At 59.0% G+C, this 16,949-nt stretch carries 16 protein-coding genes and 1 tRNA gene; 12 read left to right on the top strand and 5 right to left on the bottom strand.

Going from position 1 to position 16,949, the window contains the following annotated elements; translation table 11 throughout:
- The first annotated feature begins 244 nt into the window (after nucleotides 1-244).
- The 3 genes from ctaD (at nucleotide 245) to AB1Z34_RS00075 (ending at nucleotide 4,320) form a co-directional block, all read left to right on the top strand.
- On the top strand, nucleotides 245-1,945 hold the full coding sequence (ctaD, locus tag AB1Z34_RS00085; RefSeq protein ID WP_005511131.1) for a cytochrome c oxidase subunit I: 1,701 nt from the start codon (nucleotides 245-247) through the stop codon (nucleotides 1,943-1,945).
- 279 nt (nucleotides 1,946-2,224) lie between these two features.
- Nucleotides 2,225-3,517, top strand: coding sequence for a phosphoserine phosphatase SerB (gene serB, locus AB1Z34_RS00080; protein WP_042388485.1), 1,293 nt, complete (start codon nucleotides 2,225-2,227; stop codon nucleotides 3,515-3,517).
- Entirely contained in the window at nucleotides 3,517-4,320 is an 804-nt protein-coding gene (locus AB1Z34_RS00075) for a peptidyl-tRNA hydrolase (RefSeq protein WP_367157712.1), read from the top strand. Before serB ends, AB1Z34_RS00075 begins: the two co-directional genes overlap by 1 nt.
- Here the strand turns inward: AB1Z34_RS00075 and AB1Z34_RS00070 are convergent.
- The 3 genes from AB1Z34_RS00070 to AB1Z34_RS00060 form a co-directional block, all read right to left on the bottom strand.
- Nucleotides 4,311-5,894, bottom strand: a complete 1,584-nt coding sequence (locus AB1Z34_RS00070; RefSeq protein WP_042388489.1) for an AMP-binding protein — start codon at nucleotides 5,892-5,894, stop codon at nucleotides 4,311-4,313. The genes AB1Z34_RS00075 and AB1Z34_RS00070 overlap by 10 nt on opposite strands.
- Nucleotides 5,895-6,076: 182 nt before the next feature.
- Nucleotides 6,077-8,056: an ATP-dependent DNA helicase gene (locus AB1Z34_RS00065; RefSeq protein ID WP_172620254.1), complete on the bottom strand. Its 1,980-nt coding sequence runs from the start codon at nucleotides 8,054-8,056 to the stop codon at nucleotides 6,077-6,079.
- Nucleotides 8,057-8,193: 137 nt separating this feature from the next.
- Nucleotides 8,194-9,504 (bottom strand): nicotinate phosphoribosyltransferase, encoded by a 1,311-nt coding sequence (locus AB1Z34_RS00060; RefSeq protein ID WP_016422259.1) that lies wholly within the window; start codon nucleotides 9,502-9,504, stop codon nucleotides 8,194-8,196.
- Between the two features lie 81 nt (nucleotides 9,505-9,585).
- On the opposite strand from AB1Z34_RS00060, the gene clpS reads away from it, so the two are divergent.
- The 8 genes from clpS (at nucleotide 9,586) to AB1Z34_RS00020 (ending at nucleotide 15,699) form a co-directional block, all read left to right on the top strand.
- Nucleotides 9,586-9,879: an ATP-dependent Clp protease adapter ClpS gene (gene clpS, locus AB1Z34_RS00055; protein WP_005511165.1), complete on the top strand. Its 294-nt coding sequence runs from the start codon at nucleotides 9,586-9,588 to the stop codon at nucleotides 9,877-9,879.
- Nucleotides 9,880-9,909: 30 nt separating this feature from the next.
- Nucleotides 9,910-10,461 carry a DUF2017 domain-containing protein gene (locus AB1Z34_RS00050; protein WP_016422261.1) on the top strand — a complete coding sequence of 184 codons (552 nt, stop codon included), beginning with the start codon at nucleotides 9,910-9,912 and terminating at the stop codon, nucleotides 10,459-10,461.
- Between the two features lie 84 nt (nucleotides 10,462-10,545).
- Nucleotides 10,546-11,649: a P1 family peptidase gene (locus tag AB1Z34_RS00045; protein ID WP_187400559.1), complete on the top strand. Its 1,104-nt coding sequence runs from the start codon at nucleotides 10,546-10,548 to the stop codon at nucleotides 11,647-11,649.
- A 16-nt stretch (nucleotides 11,650-11,665) separates the two neighbouring features.
- Complete coding sequence (locus AB1Z34_RS00040) at nucleotides 11,666-12,340, top strand: rhomboid family intramembrane serine protease (protein WP_016422263.1); 675 nt, start codon at nucleotides 11,666-11,668, stop codon at nucleotides 12,338-12,340.
- Nucleotides 12,341-12,484: 144 nt separating this feature from the next.
- On the top strand, nucleotides 12,485-13,315 hold the full coding sequence (gene murI / locus AB1Z34_RS00035) for a glutamate racemase (RefSeq protein WP_042389205.1): 831 nt from the start codon (nucleotides 12,485-12,487) through the stop codon (nucleotides 13,313-13,315).
- A 73-nt stretch (nucleotides 13,316-13,388) separates the two neighbouring features.
- The gene (locus tag AB1Z34_RS00030; RefSeq protein WP_042388494.1) at nucleotides 13,389-14,171 is read left to right on the top strand and encodes an MBL fold metallo-hydrolase; all 783 of its coding nucleotides are present in this window, start codon (nucleotides 13,389-13,391) and stop codon (nucleotides 14,169-14,171) included.
- A gap of 68 nt (nucleotides 14,172-14,239) precedes the next feature.
- Nucleotides 14,240-15,001: a ribonuclease PH gene (gene rph / locus AB1Z34_RS00025; RefSeq protein ID WP_016422266.1), complete on the top strand. Its 762-nt coding sequence runs from the start codon at nucleotides 14,240-14,242 to the stop codon at nucleotides 14,999-15,001.
- Complete coding sequence (locus AB1Z34_RS00020; RefSeq protein WP_016422267.1) at nucleotides 14,998-15,699, top strand: non-canonical purine NTP pyrophosphatase; 702 nt, start codon at nucleotides 14,998-15,000, stop codon at nucleotides 15,697-15,699. The genes rph and AB1Z34_RS00020 overlap by 4 nt, the downstream gene beginning before the upstream one ends.
- 22 nt (nucleotides 15,700-15,721) lie before the next feature.
- On the opposite strand, the gene AB1Z34_RS00015 is transcribed toward AB1Z34_RS00020, so the two are convergent.
- Nucleotides 15,722-16,075 (bottom strand): DUF3817 domain-containing protein, encoded by a 354-nt coding sequence (locus AB1Z34_RS00015; protein WP_005511118.1) that lies wholly within the window; start codon nucleotides 16,073-16,075, stop codon nucleotides 15,722-15,724.
- A 33-nt stretch (nucleotides 16,076-16,108) separates the two neighbouring features.
- Entirely contained in the window at nucleotides 16,109-16,504 is a 396-nt protein-coding gene (locus AB1Z34_RS00010) for a hypothetical protein (RefSeq protein WP_016422268.1), read from the bottom strand.
- Between the two features lie 202 nt (nucleotides 16,505-16,706).
- On the opposite strand from AB1Z34_RS00010, the gene AB1Z34_RS00005 reads away from it, so the two are divergent.
- A tRNA-Leu gene (locus tag AB1Z34_RS00005) sits at nucleotides 16,707-16,791 on the top strand.
- Nucleotides 16,792-16,949 lie beyond the last annotated feature (158 nt).

Genomic DNA, 16,949 nt, shown 5'->3' with positions numbered 1-16,949 from the left:
CCTGCTAAATAGGCGTTAGCCCAGGTTAAGACAATTCTCAGGAAACTAATAGTGTGCTTAGCTGAGTGGGGAAGTGAGCCGGAAAATCCCTTAGCCTTAACTTTTTCCAAGGTTCAGACTAGAATCTGGCACATAGCGGTAGGTGGGTTCGCCGTCGCGTACTCGCCTGCACTATTCTCACAAGGACAAAACTTAAAATCCCTGTAGTGAGTTACAGGAAATCTTCGCGTAGTAAGGAGGAAGAATGACTGCAGTAGCGCCTCGTCCAGATCATGGCGTTGTAGCGCCGGAACGGCCGCAGCCGTTCGGACATGAGCGTAAGGGCAGCTGGGCGTGGGAAATGCTGACCACGACCGACCACAAGAAGCTGGGCATCATGTACATCATTATGTCCTTCTCGTTCTTCTTTGTCGGCGGTCTGATGGCTCTGCTTATCCGTGCTGAGCTCTTCGCCCCAGGACTTCAGTTCCTTTCTAACGAGCAGTTCAACCAGATGTTCACCATGCACGGCACGGTGATGCTGCTTCTGTTCGGTACCCCGATTGTTTGGGGTTTTGCTAACTACATTCTGCCACTTCAGATTGGTGCTCCGGACGTGGCTTTCCCGCGTCTGAACGCTTTCGGCTTCTGGCTGACCACCATTGGTGGCATTCTGATGCTGTCGGGCTTCCTGACCCCGGGTGGTGCTGCTGACTTCGGTTGGACCATGTACTCCCCGCTGTCTGACCCGATTCACTCTCCGGGTGTCGGTTCTGACCTGTGGATTGTCGGTGTCGGTGTTGGTGGTGTCGGTACCATCGCTTCCGCCATTAACATGACCACCACTGTCCTGTGCCTCCGTGCACCAGGCATGACCATGTTCCGTATGCCAATCTTCACCTGGAACATCCTGGTTACCTCGATCCTGGCTCTGCTGATCTTCCCGATTCTGACTGCAGCTGCTCTTGGTGTTTTGTACGACCGTAAGCTGGGCGGTCACATTTACGACCCGGCAAACGGTGGCGCAATGCTGTGGCAGCACCTGTTCTGGTTCTTCGGTCACCCAGAGGTCTACGTCCTGCTGTTGCCGTTCGTGGGCATCATCACCGAGGTCGTTCCGGTCTTTTCCCGTAAGCCGCTGTTCGGCTACGCAGGTATGGTCTTCGCAACCCTGTCTATTGCAGGTCTGTCCATGGCTGTGTGGGCACACCACATGTTCGTGACCGGTGGCGTTCTGCTTCCGTTCTTCTCGTTCATGACCTTCCTGATTTCGGTCCCGACCGGTGTTAAGTTCATCAACTGGATGGGCACCATGTGGCGTGGCCACATGACCTTCGAGGCTCCGATGACTTTCGCTCTCGGCTTCATCGTGACCTTCCTGTTCGGTGGTTTGACCGGTATTATGCTGGCTTCCCCACCGCTGGACTTCCACGTCTCTGATACTTACTTCGTCGTGGCGCACTTCCACTACACCCTGTTCGGTACCCTGGTCTTCGCTTCCTACTCGGGCGTTTACTTCTGGTTCCCGAAGATGACTGGTCGTATGCTCGACGAGAAGCTGGCAAAGGTTCACTTCTGGCTGACCTTCATCGGCTTCAACCTGACCTTCCTGGTCCAGCACTGGCTGGGTAACGAGGGTATGCCGCGTCGTTACGCCGACTACCTCGAGACTGACGGTTTCACCACCCTGAACATGATCTCCACCGTTGGTGCGTTCATCCTGGGTCTGTCTGTTATCCCGTTTGTCTGGAACGTCTTCAAGTCCTGGCGCTACGGTGAGGTCGTCACTGTTGATGACCCGTGGGGTTACGGTAACTCCCTCGAGTGGGCTACTTCTTGCCCGCCGCCGCGCCACAACTTCACCTCGATGCCGCGCATCCGCTCGGAGCGCCCGGCGTTCGAGCTGCACTACCCGCACATGGTTGAGCGTCAGCGCGCAGAGGCCCACGTTGGTCGTCAGCTCTAAGAGCTAGTGGCTACATGGCTGATGCAACTCTGAGTTAATAACTACGCGAAGCTAAGGCCCCATCACGGTTCTCCGTGATGGGGCCTTAGTCTTGTCTTTGAGAGTCTTTCCTAGGGAAGAGGCAGTAAGAGAGCGCAGTAAGAGCAGGGGGGGCGCAGGGAGCGCCAGAAGGGCAAGAGAGCAAGGCGATGGCTAGCGCCTGTCGCTGGCCACCCACTGAAGTGCGGAATCCCACTATGCGATGAGCGCTCTGCCGGGGCTTCATGCGATACTGGATTGGTGAATGAACAGGTAATTACCTCTCCCAGTCAGTCTGTAGATACCGATGCTCTATCGGTTTCGTTGGCACCGGGACTAGCTCCGGTGCTTATTACCGCTGTTGGCCGAGACCGCCCGGGTGTCTCCGCAGCTTTCTTCCGCGTGCTCGCGGCCCACGGAGTTCAAATTTTGGATGTGGAACAGTCGGTGTTCCGCTCTAATCTGAGCCTCGGTGCGCTTGTTGGTGTCACAGAAGAAAAGGTCGGTGTTCTCCGTGAGGGACTCATTGAAACACTGAAGCCTCACGGCATGACTGTCAGTTTCCAGCTGGATGCGCCGATGGAGCGCAGCGATGGCTCCACCCACGCACTTGTCGTGTTGGGCAATCCGGTCAACGCTGAGGATATTTCCCGTATCGGCCGCACTCTTGCTGATTACGGTGCAAACATCGATTCCATTCGCGGTATTGCTGACTACCCAGTCACTGGCCTGGAATTGCTGGTCTCTATTCCGGACCCGAAGCCGGGTGCGGGCATTCCGCTGCGTAAGGCACTGGCCGAGCTTGCACAGGACCAGGACATTGACATCGCAATTGAACGCGCTGGTTTGCAGCGCCGCTCCAAGCGCTTGATTTGTTTCGATGTGGACTCGACCTTGATTACCGGTGAGGTCATTGAGATGCTGGCCGCCCATGCTGGTCGCGAGGCGGAGGTTGCAGCGGTTACAGAGCGCGCTATGCGCGGTGAGCTGGACTTCGCCGAGTCACTGCATGAGCGAGTTAAGGCTCTGGCTGGCCTGCCGGTCAGCGTCCTAGAGGAAGTCACTAACTCCATCGAGCTGACTCCAGGCGCCCGCACCACGATCCGCACGCTGAAGCGCCTCGGTTACAAGTGTGGTGCTGTCTCCGGTGGCTTTATCCAGATCTTGGAGCCGCTGGCAAAGGATCTCGGTCTGGACTTTTACAAGGCGAATACCCTCGAGGTCGAGGACGGAAAGCTGACTGGACGCGTGGTCGGCGATGTCGTCGATAGGCAGGAGAAGGCCCGCAGCCTCAAGACGTTCGCCGCAGAGTCGGGATTTCAGATGCATCAGACCGTTGCGGTCGGCGATGGGGCCAATGACATCGATATGTTGTCGGTCGCAGGCCTTGGTATTGCTTTCAATGCCAAGCCGGCGCTAAAGGAAATCGCTGACACGTCCGTCAACGTTCCATTCATGGACTCGATTCTGTTCATGCTGGGCATTTCCCGCGATGAAATCGACGATGCCGACCGCGAAGATGGCACCTTCCGCCGCGTGCCGTTGGAGCAGTAGTGCAACGCGAGGATCACAAGAATCCAGCTGTCACGGACGCATCATCGGTACCGGAGTGGTTCCGTATCGCCCATAACCTCCTGCCGCAACCCGATAGGGAAGACCACGGCGAGGATGTGCCGTGGGCAATGGCTATTGTGCTTGAGGTTCCGAAGAAGGAACGCCCCTCGCGCACTGCGCTGCTCCGCGCTGCCGCGATGGCTGTTGTTGCTTGTTGCCTGGACGAACGCGCAGGCGATGACACTTCTGCCTATCAACAAGGTCTGGCGTCTTGGCACGGTGCGCGCATCCGCAAGCTCACACGTCGCGCTCGCAATATCGGCTGGCAACGCGCTCAGCTTGCACCGGGTGTCACCGTGGACGTCGACGGCGCGCAAGCTCGCGCACTAGTGCCAACTCCTGTCGACGAAACCTACCCGGAGATTGCCAAACTACAAATTTCCGGCACCGATTTGCCTTACGACGACCCGGAGAACACATCTCCCGGCGCCCCGGGCGACCATGAGAGCGCTGACACCTTTGCTCCGCCAGTGATTTGGGTGGACAAAAACCTGAATATGTCCGTAGGAAAGGTGGCCGCGCAAGTTGGACACGGCTCAATGCTCTATGCGGCCAGTCTGTCGGTCGAGGACGCTTGGGCGTGGGCGCAAAGTGGCTACGCGCTGGATGTGAAAGAAGTACCGCGGGAGCAGTGGCCAGCGCCAGAGCTCCGCGCGGTTGAGGTTCAGGATGCCGGGTTTACCGAGATTGCACCCGGTTCAGTCACCGTGGCGGTGACCCCTGGGGCAGTAACTCACGACTGAGCGCGTGCTGCCTCCATGGCCTTGAGATCCTTGCGCAGAATCTTGCCCGTCGCCGACTTCGGGATTTCATCCATGAACTCGACTGCTCGCACCTTCTTGTACGGTGCGACGCGGTCGGCGACGTAGTCCATAATCTCGTCTTCAGTCACCTGCTTGCCCGCCTTGAGGACGACGTAAGCCTTAGGAATCTCCTCACCGTCAGAGCGAACGACACCACTGCAGGCGGCATCGGCAATATCCGGGTGGCTGAGCAGCACGGACTCGAGCTCGGCCGGTGGAACTTGGTAGCCCTTGTACTTAATCAGTTCCTTGAAGCGGTCGACGATGTACACATTCCCGTGTTCGTCGAGTTCCGCAACGTCGCCGGTACGCAGCCAACCGTCGACAAGCGTCTCTGCCGTCGCCTTCGGGTTGTTGAGGTAGCCCTTCATCACCTGTGGACCATGAATCCATAGCTCACCTGCCTCCGAGCGCCCCTCGGCGGGAACCGGGATTTCCTCAAAGCTGTCGGAGTCAAGGTTGACAATCTTGTACTGAGTGTTGGGGACTGCGCGACCGATCGAGTCCAGCGGACTATCGTGGCCGATGCGGATGTGAGCTGCTGGCGAGGACTCGGTCATGCCGAAGCCCTGTGCGACCACGCAGTCAAGGCGCTTTTCCACCTGTTCCGCGAGGTCAAGTTGGAGAGAAGCGGCACCCGAGAAGATTGTCTCCAGGCTGGACAGGTCAAAGGAATCGACAGCTGGGTGCTTGGCCAGACCCACAGCTACAGGCGGTGCGATGAACGCGAACTTCACCTTGTGCTCGGCGATGATGGACAGGAAATCGACGAGGTCGAACTTGCCCATGGTGTACTGCGTCGTGCGGCGCCACAGGCACAGATTCAGCAGCGCAGTCAGGCCGTAGATGTGGAAAAACGGCAGGATAGTGACAGCCGGGGTGTCCTCGGTCAGCGCGTTGACTGTAGCTCCACCCGCCTGAGCGACGTTGGCCACCAAGTTGCGGTGAGTGAGCTGGACGCCCTTCGGTACACCGGTGGTTCCCGAGGAAAACGGAATCACGGCAACGTCATCGGGTGATACGTCGACGTCCGGGGCTGCGTGCCCCTCGGCAAGCAGCTCGCCCATGCCGTGGAGACCCGTCAGGCCGATAATCATCTCTTCCGGCAGACCAGCAGCCTCAGCGCCGTGGGCGCCAGCCCAACCGATTGAGGAGGTCGTTAGCATCATCTTCGCGTCAGACATCCGGAGTTGGTTTTCAATGTCCTCCGCAGTTGCCAGCGATGCGACCGTCGTGCAGACAGCCCCCGCGCGTAGGACACCGTGAAGAGCGACCGCGAAGGTTGTCGAGTTGGGGCAGTGGAGAGCCACAACGTCGCCCTTCTTAATCCCACGTGCTGCCAGCGCACCCGCAAACTTCTCAATGCTGGCCTTCAGATCACCGAAGGTGACCTCGGAGCCTGAGTCAACGATTGCAAGCTTGTCCTGGTGACGTGGCTCAATTTCTCCGAAGAGGAACTCAAAGAGTGAGGTCTCCGGGATGTCGATGTCGGGGAGGTTGCTGGAAAGGGGCATGCAGGAAATCGCCTTTCTAATCTCGTGCACGGCTGCCAAGTGTCCTGCTTCATTAGCTCGGGCACTGTAGCAGTGCTGTGTTTCACATCACAATAATGTATTGGATAGAAAAGCGTGGGATTTTTTCCAGAAACTATGCCTAATCCAGCGTCACCTCGTGAGCCCAGACAGCCCCCTCTGAATCAGCTTTGGGTCAGCCGCTGCAACGCTCCAGCCGCAATATCCAGGTTGGTCGTCCGCCAGAAGTCAGGCATCGACGCGGCAATCCAGGAACCATAGCGTGCTGTAGCCAACCGTGAATCCAGTACCGCAACAACCCCGCGGTCATCGACTTGGCGTAGCAGACGACCAGAACCCTGCGCCATCAGCAGCGCTGCATGTGTCGCTGAGACCTCCATAAAACCGTTTCGGCCAGCGGCATTAGCCGCATCGGAGCGCGCGGACAAAAGCGGGTCGTCGGGGCGGGGGAACGGGATGCGATCGATGATGACACACGATAGCGATGGGCCAGGAACATCGACGCCTTGCCACAGCGTCAGCGTGCCAAACAAGCATGTCTGCGGATTAGCTGCGAAGCGATCAACCAGAGCACCGATAGAGTCATCGCCTTGGCACAGCACGTCGTAAGGCAGGCGCTTGCGCATTTCCTCCGCCGCTGCCTCGGCGCCTCGGCGAGAAGAAAACAGCCCGAGCGTTCGCCCACCAGCGGCGCGGATGAGGCGCTCCATGATCGCGAACTGCTCCGGTGTGGCGCCGTCGCGTCCAGGTCGTGGCAGGTCGCGTGCGACGTAGAGGATGCCAGATTTCTGCGGGTCAAAGGGCGTGCCGACGTCCAAGCCATCCCACCCACCGGAGGGAAGCCCCCAAGCGGCGGCCATGGCATCGAACTTGCCGCCAAGAGCAAGTGTTGCTGAGGTCAAAACGACGGTGGATTCGCCGAAGAGGCGTTCGCGAAGCAGTGCTGCGATGGACAGGGGAGCGACATAAACTGTCTTGTTCTCGCCAAGCCATACGACATCGTCGCTGCTGAACTCTAGAATTCGCACGACTGTGTCGTGCATATTCTCCACGGCAGCGCGGACGGTCTGACGCTCGGTGTTGTCAGAGTCAGAACCCGAACCACCGGAGCCCGACCCGCCAGAGCTGCCTGAACTAGAGGTGCCTAGCGTGGTCTGTAGTTGCCACAGGCTATCGCGGAGCGAAGCTAGCGCTGCTCCAAGCTCACCGGGAATTTCTTCGAGTGCGCCGCTGTAGGCGTCGGCAAGCAATGCGACGGTCTCGCCGAGTAGATCCGTGGCATCGGTGACATCATCCACCTGCTCTGCGGCGCCGAATTTGCGGGCGCGCCGGGCCATCATGGTGATACCGGCAGGGGAGAGCTCGTCGGTGGCAACAGAGGTGATTCGACCGTCGAGCTCGTGAGCCTCGTCAATGACAACGCAGTCGTGCTGCGGCAAAATCATGGCGTCGGAGAGCGCATCGATGGCCAACAGTGCGTGATTGGTGACAACGATGTCGACGTTGGAGGCCTCGCGGCGGGCTTGTTCGGCGAAACACTCCTCGCCGAAAGGGCAGGAAATGGCACCGACGCATTCGCGAGCCGTGACGGAGACCTGCCGCCAGGCTTCGTTGGAAACGCCCTTGTCCAGGCTGTCGCGGTCGCCGGTGTCGGTGTCATTGGCCCACTCGCGTAGCCGCATGACCTCGGCAGCGGTTCGGCTGAGCTGCGCTTCGCTGAGTAGAGCAGTTGGGCCGCCCATAGCTGTCGGCTCGGATTCATCACCGTCCATGACAGGATCTTTGATGACATTTCCGACCTTGGACTTGCACAGGTAGTTCGAGCGGCCTTTGAGGATTGCGAAGGTCGGCGTGCGGGACAAGTGTGGCTCCAGCGAACTGACTAGCCGCGGCAAGTCGCGTTCGACCAGCTGGCGTTGCAGCGCAATGGTCGCCGTGGAAACGATTACTGACTCGTCGGACTCCATTGCTTGCACAATGGCAGGCACCAGGTAGGCCAGCGACTTACCCGTACCGGTACCTGCCTGTACCGCTAGGTGCCGCTCGCGCGCAAAGGCGGAGGCCACCGACCGGGACATTTTGACCTGATTCGGTCGAGTCGTTCCGCCGAGTCCCTTCACTGCCGCATCGAGAAGAGCTTCGATGCTATCCGCGTTATGGACGCTGGCTCTCGGTGAAGCTAGCTCGTCAACATCGTCAACATCGTCAAAGTCCTCAAAGTCGTCCGATAGCTCAGCAAAATCTGCGTGCTCGGTACTGTCCGACACAGTTCCCCCGCCGCCTAAACGCCGTGAAAACGGACGGACAGTACCGGCTCGTCACGGGAAAGTGCAAGTCCCTCCCACGGGAGGCTGACCAGCGCTTTAACCAAGTGATCGCGGGACTCCTCCAAGGTCGGTAGACCATCGACGACCTCGCCATCGCGCATCATCGGAATGGTCAGATCGCGGTAGTGCAGGTTGCCCACATCCGGGATTTCCGAGCCGAGCGGGAAAGCGATTTCCTCCACGGCGGTACCGGAACGGCGACAGGTACGAATCGCCGCCTTCACGCCACCATGGCTCCGCTTATCCAGAGAACGCTTGGCGACGGGCACCCCATCAACTTCGACCATCTTGTAGACCAGGCCCGCAGTCGGTGCGCCGGAGCCAGTGACTACAGAGGTGCCCACGCCGTAGACATCGACCGGCTCTGCCCTCAGCGCCGCAATGGCGAACTCGTCGAGGTCAGAGGACACTACGATGTTGGTGTTGTGTGCACCCAGCGAGTCCAGCTGCTGACGCACCTGGCGAGCGAGAACTCCGAGGTCGCCGGAGTCAATACGTACACCGCCGAGTTCCGGACCCGCGACCTCAATAGCCGTATTGACGCCCTCGGTGATGTCGTAGGTATCCACCAACAAAGTGGTGTCGGTTCCCAGTGTGTCAATCTGAGCCTTGAAGGCCGCAGCCTCGTTCGTCGTGCCATCTGGGTTGGTGTGCAACAGAGTCCACGCGTGCGCAGCGGTACCGGAGGCTGGGATGTTGTACCGTGCCGCTGCCTCCAAGTTGGAGGTGGCGCTAAAACCTGCCAGGTAGGCGGCGCGGGCAGCAGTCACAGCTGCTTCTTCATGAGTGCGACGCGAACCCATTTCAATAATCGGGCGCCCACCGGCAGCCGTGACCATTCGGGTTGCTGCCGAGGCGATGGCGGAGTCCGCATTGAGAATGGAGAGAATAACAGTCTCCAAAATGACGCACTCGGCGAAAGTGCCTCGCACCGTCAAAATGGGCGAGGCGGGGAAGTAGAGCTCTCCCTCGCGGTAGCCGTCGACTTGGCCACTGAAGGAATAGTTACGCAGGTAATCCAGCGTCCTGTCATCGAGGAAGTCCAGCGAAGCCAGCTGTTCCTCGGTGAAGCGGAAGTTGCGGATAGCATCCAACACACGCGCTGTACCAGCGACAACGCCATAGCGACGCTCATTCGGCAGGCGACGGCCAAACACCTCGAAGGCGACCTGGCGCTCGCCGGATCCGTCGGCAAGCGATGCCTGCAGCATCGTCAGCTCGTACTTATCGGTGAGAAGGGCGGTGGAGGAATGCTTATCAATCACGGTCAACAGTCTAGTCGGCTGAAGCGGGCCGGGGCAGTCGGTTCCGGCGAGCGCGCGCCACTCCGTACTATCCTGGTGCCTATGAGCATGCCAGCAGCAACACCGATGCCCACTATGGATGCCGATGTCGTGACGGAATCGAACCGACCCTGGCAGTGCATTGTGTGGGATGACCAGGTTAATTCGATGAGTTATGTCACCTACGTGTTTCAGATGCTCTTCGGCATGGACCGAAAGAAGGCGCACGCGCTGATGATGACGGTTCACACGGAGGGTAAGGCAATCGTGTCTTCCGGTGAGCGTGACAAGGTGGAGGCCGATGTGAAGAAGCTCCACAAGGCAGGCTTGTGGGCAACAATGGAGCAGGCTGACTAAGCCGATATTCGACAGCGGGAGAGAATTTACATGCGTCCTTGGAAGCGCAAGCGATCCCTTCTCGGCGGTGGCGTCAAGTACGTCACGGCTTTTGAAGGCACGGAGCGGGATTTGCTGCTGAATCTGGCTGCTACTGTGGCGGACTCGCTGATGGAGCGAGCCCGGTCGGCGCCGAAGGATGAGCTCGCGGAAATGACGGGAATGCCTGTCGGACACTCCGAGGCCCCATCCGATCCGAAGCTTGCGCGACTGTTGCCGGACTTCACCAAGCCGGGTGAGGAGAGCGTGGAGGGGGAAAACGCCCTCATGCGCCAGCTGCATGAATCGGAGATTGTAGAGAGCAAGCTCCATTCCCTGCGTGCGATTATCGACGCCCTGGAGCCCGCCGAGTCGGGGCAGGTATCCATTTCGGAAAGTGATGCCCATGCCTGGGTGGCGGGTATCAATGACCTACGTATTTACCTGCATGTTTCCATGGAGAACCTCAATGGCTCCATCGAGCAGATCGAGCAGGCCGACGCGATGTACCAGTGGCTGTCCTACAACCAAGAGTCACTGCTGGATCAGCTCATGGGTGAGTAACGAATCCGAGCAAAACCCCGAAGGATGCAGTAATCAACTGAGGCTAGCTGCCATGAACTGTGGTGAAAGGTGCCGTGGTCGACAATGAATTCTGAGATCTTCGCAATCAGCCCCACCGACATTCGACACCAAGCCAGCAGTGCTGCGCTGGGCACGAGCATCGACATCGGCGCAGGCTGTCTCGACTCCATCGACGGCATCTCCATCGGCCATGCTGCTGAGGGGGATACCGGAGTCACCGTCATCGCCGCTCCAGGCGGTGCGATCGGCGCTGTCGATGTCCGCGGCGGCGGTCCGGGCACCCGCGAGACCGACCTGCTCGCACCGGAGAATACCGTCGAACGCGCCCACGCTGTCGTTTTGGCTGGCGGCTCCGCGTACGGCCTCGCAGCTGCCGACGGAGCTATGCGCGAACTGCGCGACCGCGGCATTGGCTTTGAGGTCACCCCAACTCGTCCGGATATCCTCGTGCCCATCGTTCCCGGTGCTGTCATCTTCGACTTGCTGTTGGGGGAGCCGACGCTGCCCACCGCTGCACTAGGGCGCGAGGCGTTGTCTCACGCGCTTGACGACGTCCCGGAGGACACTCCCTCCGGGACAGTAGGTGCCGGTGTCGGCGCTATGGCCGGGGCAATCAAGGGTGGTTTTGGACAAGCCCGTGTGACCTCCGCCGATGGTAAGTACTTTGTGGCTGCCGCAATGGTGGTCAACTCCTTTGGTGCGGTCATTGACCCGGAGGGACACCTTTACGGAATGCCCGCGGCTGCCGGTGCCAGCAAGGAGGCATTGGCCCAGCTGGACCAGGTTTTCGTCGGTAGGACCAAGATTCTCGCCGATGCGGCTGGACACGGGGAATCGTCGGCAAGCACGCGAAACACAACGATTGGCACGTTGATAACCAATGCGCCGGTGACAACTGCGCAGTTGAAGCGGTTGGCGATGTGCGGTCATGACGGGTTGGCGCGAGCGATTCGGCCGGCTCATGCGCCGATGGACGGTGACACGCTGTTTGCCCTCAGCTCGGCCGAGGCGGCGGATAGCGGAAACGCTGAACCCGTGGGCTCGGATGTGGTGGCCCTGTTGGCTGCGATGGCGGCCGATGCGGTGCAGATGGCTATTGTCGATGCCGTGATGAGTGCAACGGGACGCGCGGGAGTAGCCGCGCTGTCAGAGATGCTGGACAAGTAGTGAAGGAAGTTCGCCAATGAATCCGCAATGGAGCTCGGGACAACAGCAGAATTACCAGAACTATGCGCAGTACCCGATGGGCGGTCCCGTGCAGACGCGGCGGAATAATCAGATTGTTCCACAGGATCGCGACGGCGGGCTCGGGGCGGCCATCAGTACGGCTATTGGGTACCTGGCACTTATCTGGACGGTCTTTCTTGTCAACGAATTCATCTTTGGTGGGGCGCTGAACAACTTCGGTGTGCGCCCACGCGAAACCTCGACGCTGTGGGGAATTTTGACCGCACCGCTGCTGCACGCAGATTACGGGCACATTGTGGCGAACTCTCTGCCCGGGGCGTTGTTCGCCGGTTTGATTGCAATGTCGTCGAAGCGGCTATTTTGGCAGGTCACACTCTTGATTACGGTCGTTGGTGGCGGTCTGACCTGGCTGGTCGGCGGTGTAAATACCGTCCACATCGGTGCGTCCGGCCTGATTTACGGCTGGCTGGCGTTTTTGGTCGTACGCGGTTTCGTGAATCGTCGGGTGATGCAGATTATTTTGGGCGTGATTCTGGCATCGATGTATTCGGGTCTTATCTGGGGAGTGCTGCCAACACAGATGGCTGTTAGTTGGCAGATGCACCTCTTCGGTGGGCTTGCGGGCATCTGGGCTGCGGTGATGTTTAAGCGCGGTCGTGCACGTGGCTAAGAGTGCACGTCGCTAAGAGCCCGAGGTACGTGGCATCAGCTCCTGACGAAATCGGCCTAGAATAGGAGCTTCGGTGTTTGACCAACGATATGAGGAGTCCAGATAGCGGTGGGAGCAGGAGCAGAAACTCAGGCAGTCAATCAGCTGACAGCGCAGGATAGCGGCTTCCCCGACCGAACAGCGCCGATTGGCATCTTTGACTCCGGCGTCGGTGGGCTGACAGTGGCACGTGCCATCATGGATCAGCTGCCGCACGAGTCGATTATGTACATCGGCGATACTGCCAACGGCCCTTACGGCCCGTTGCGCATCGCCGAGGTTCGTCAGCACGCGGAAGCGATTGCCGATGAACTGGTTGCACGCGGCTGCAAGATGATTGTCATTGCCTGCAACACGGCTTCGGCCGCATTTTTGCGTGATGCCCGCGAGCGCTACCCAGTCCCAGTAGTCGAGGTCATTCTGCCCGCTGTGCGCCGTGCGGTCTCGACCACCAGGAATGGAAAAGTCGGCGTAATCGGTACCGCCGCCACAATTCGCTCTCGTGCCTACCAAGATCTCTTTGATGCAGTGCCTGGCGTGGATGTCTCTGCGGTCGACTGCCCGCGATTCGTGGACTTTGTCGAGCGAGGAATCACCTCTGGTCGCCAGATTCTGGGACTTGCGGAGGGCTACCTCGCGCCATTGCAGGCCGATGGTGTAGACACCCTCGTTCTGGGCTGCACCCATTATCCGCTGCTGTCTGGTGTGATTCAGCTGGCTATGGGGGAGGACGTCGCCCTAGTGTCGTCGGCGGAGGAGACGTCGAAGGATGTTCTGCGCATCCTCACAAAGACCGACATGCTCGCTGACCCGGAGAGCAATCCGAACCCTGTGCGCACATTCGAATCCACTGGAGATCCGCAAGTTTTTGCATCCCTGGCAAAGCGCTTCCTTGGGCCGGGTATTAGCCAGGTCACTATGCATTCCCAAATGTGACCTTTCTTATTAAATCCAGACACTCCATTGGTTTTTTGCTCGTTTTTGATCAATTACATGGCAAGCTTGAAGTATGCGATTGAAGGTTCTGGGATGTACAGGCAGCATGGGTGGCCCATCGGCGCCAGCATCTGGCTACCTCATTGAGCTGGATAACGGTCGAACCTTTGTCATTGATTTGGGTCCCGGTGTCCTCGCCGAATTGCAGAAGATCTCTGATCCTGCAGCTTGTGATTTGTTACTAACTCATGTGCACCCAGACCACACTGCAGACATTCCAGGGCTGCTCGTCTGGCGTCGCTTCCACCCGACAGCCCCGGCGAGTTCCCGGAATCTCCTGGTTGGCCCCGGAGACATTCACGACCGGATAGGCACCATGTGCAAAGCACTGGGAAGTGAAGAAGATGCCAACCTGGAAGACACTTTTGATCAGGTTGTGAGTAACCCCGGTGAGCCACTGTTAGTCGGTGGGGGCGAAGCGGACGGAGGCGCCGTCGTCACGCCGTATAACATGGTCCACCCGGTGCCAGCTGTTGGATATCGCATTGAAGCAGATGGTCTGACCATTGCGTACACCGGAGATACTGCGTGGACCGATGAATTGGTGGAGCTGGCGCGGGATGCGGATATCTTCATCTGCGAAGCCACATGGTGCAGCAACGAAGAGGGCACCCCACCGGACATGCACCTGACAGGCTTTGAGGCCGGAAAGGCAGCGACGCTGGCGGGGGTTAAGAAGCTGGTGCTGACTCACATTCCGCCATACGCCGACGGTGAAGAAGCACTACGTGCTGCGAAGAGTACCTTTGCCGGTGACGTTGAATTGGCCTACCTGGGCATGGAGCTAGGCGGCTAGTCACAGCGACTATCGGGTTTCCGTACAGCTGTCGCACCGCTTCCGCGCCGGGCGGTAGGGTAGTTGGCATGACTACAGCTAATTCCGATTTTCGCCGTGCCGATGGACGCGCGGTTGATGAAATGCGCAAGGTGACCATCACTCGCGGCTTCACCGACAATCCGGCCGGTTCTGTGCTGGTTACTTTCGGTAATACGCGTGTAATGTGCACCGCTTCCGTCGAACAGTCGGTGCCACGATTCAAGCGTGACTCCGGCGAGGGCTGGTTGACCGCTGAGTACTCCATGCTGCCGGCCTCTACCCACGAGCGCATGCCCCGCGAGTCAATGCGCGGCAAGGTCAAGGGTCGCACTCACGAGATTTCCCGTCTGATCGGTCGCTCCTTGCGAGCTGCTATCGACTTGAAGGAACTCGGTGAGAACACCATCAACATCGACTGTGATGTTCTGCAGGCGGATGGTGGTACCCGAACCGCTTCCATCACCGGTGCGTACGTCGCGCTGGCTGATGCCCTGACCTACCTGCATGCAGTGGGCGCTGTTCCGGGCACCCCGCTGAAGGCACCAGTCGCAGCTGTTTCGGTTGGCATTATTGACGGCCGTGTCTGCCTGGATCTGCCTTACGAGGAGGACTCTCGCGCTGAGGTCGACCTCAACGTGGTGATGACCGCAGAGGGCAAGTTCGTCGAAATCCAGGGCACTGGCGAGGAAGGCACCTTCGACCGCGATCAGCTGAATGACATGCTCGACTCGGCGGAAAAGGGTCTGCGTGAGCTCGTTGCCCTGCAGCAGGAAGTTCTGCGTGCGCCGTACCCGGGTGAGCTGCCGTGAAGCTCCTCGTCGCTACCCGAAATTCTAAAAAACTAGTCGAGCTCGACCGCATCCTGCGTGCGGCGGGTATTGATTCGGTGGAACTTCTTTCGCTTAGCGACGTCCCGGAGTACCCAGAGCGCCCCGAAACCGGTCGCACTTTTGCGGACAACGCCTACATCAAGGCTTTCGATGGTGCGACACATACCGGCTACGCGTGCTTGGCAGACGATTCGGGGCTCAGCGTCGATGAGCTAAACGGCATGCCGGGTGTGCTCTCGGCGCGCTGGTCCGGCACTCACGGCGACGATGTCGCTAACTACGAGCTGCTGCTCGCCCAGATGGGGGACTGCCCAGATGAGCGTCGTACGGCGTCCTTCCGTACCGCCTGCGCGTTGGTCGTCCCCGGTGTCAAGGAGGTGCCGTCCGCGCTTGCCGACGGCGGTTTCCCAGCCGTCCTCGATGAAGCCGGTAATCTGCTGCTGGTTGTAGAGGGCCGCTGGCCTGGCGCCATTCTGCGCGAGCCTGTTGGGGACAATGGGTTCGGCTACGATCCGGTGTTCGCGCCCGCAGTTGGGGAGGGCAACGAAGCTGAGGGGGCCTTGTCTGCGGCACAAATGAGCGCCGAAGACAAGGACGCTTTTAGCCACAGGGGGCGTGCACTGCGTGCCTTGACTCCGGCGCTGAAAATTCTGGCTGAGGTTGAGGCTAAGGGGTAGCCCTCGGGCTGCCGAGAGCCCGCTACTTCAGCTGGAAAGCGGTCTCGACTTCCTCACGACGCTTCTTCTCGACGAAGAAGGAGAGGAACGGGACCACGCCACCGAGCGCGGTGATAATCCACTTTGCTGGTTCCCAGCGGGCCTTGGTACCCAGGTTTACGGTGGCAATGAGGAATGCCATGTAGCCGAAGCCGTGAATCTGGGCGGTGTAGAAGAACCACCGCGGCGCGTCGGCGGAGTTGTCGAGGATGAGGTACTTGTAAATCATCTCGGCACACAGCAAGAGCAGCATCACACCCGTGAAGTAGGCGGTGACGGAGAAGTACGTCAGTGCCTTCCTTACGCGCTCTTGACGATCTGGATTGATGTTGGTCACTAAAAGTCCTTTTCTCGAATAAGCAGTTATCGCCTAGGCGTTGGTGCCAGAATCCGTCGATTGTGTCTCATCCACACGCTGCACCTTTCGCGAGCCATCTGGGTTGGTCGGCAGGAATTCGTCTGGAATTTCCGTCATGACATCGTCTTTAGCCTCAAATGCGGCCTCGCTATTGCCGCTCAGGCGTTCGCGTTCGTACTCCATGTATTTGCGGTAGGCCCAAATAAAGAACAGGCCGAAAGCTGGCCACTGCAGTGCGTAGCCCAGGTTTTGGAATGAGCTGGTTGTGTTCCACCTGCTGAGCTGCCAGTAGGCGAGTGCAAGAGTGGCGCCGACTGCAAGAGCCAAGAAGATTAGTTGCACCACGCGGGTACGAGTGGGAATCTTCGCTGGCTTGTCAGTGGTATTGGAATGCTGTGAAGTGGACACATAACCACCATAGCTAGTCCGTGACCTGCCAAGCTAGCGCGCTCGCTGGATAGGCAGGGGATGGGACATTAGGAAATCTGCGGCAAACCCGTTAAAGTGTGTACAGTCCAAATGAGCTGTGAAAGTTCGTTGTGCCTGTAGGTGGCTAATAGGTAGTCCATGCTTACGGGGACTGTACGTAACTGTCACGGATTCGCGACGGGCGCCTGTGGCGGAATTGGCAGACGCGCTGGATTTAGGTTCCAGTGCCTTAGGGCGTGGGAGTTCAAGTCTCCCCAGGCGCACCACATAAATACCCCGTGACTATGCAGGTCACGGGGTGTTTTCGTTCTCCAGCCCGCCAGATTTTCCGGGTTAAGGGTCAAAATGTGTGTCTGGCTCGGCGTGTCGCGGGGGTTAGATTTGGCCTTTTTGAATGCCGATTGAGTGGGTGTAGTCGGTGTCG

Origin of the sequence: Corynebacterium sp. 045007 (genome assembly GCF_040743205.1) — a bacterium.
Lineage (GTDB): Bacteria > Actinomycetota > Actinomycetes > Mycobacteriales > Mycobacteriaceae > Corynebacterium > Corynebacterium jeikeium_D.
Note: the sequence above shows the minus strand (reverse complement) of the source record. Positions and strands in the feature narration are given on the sequence as shown.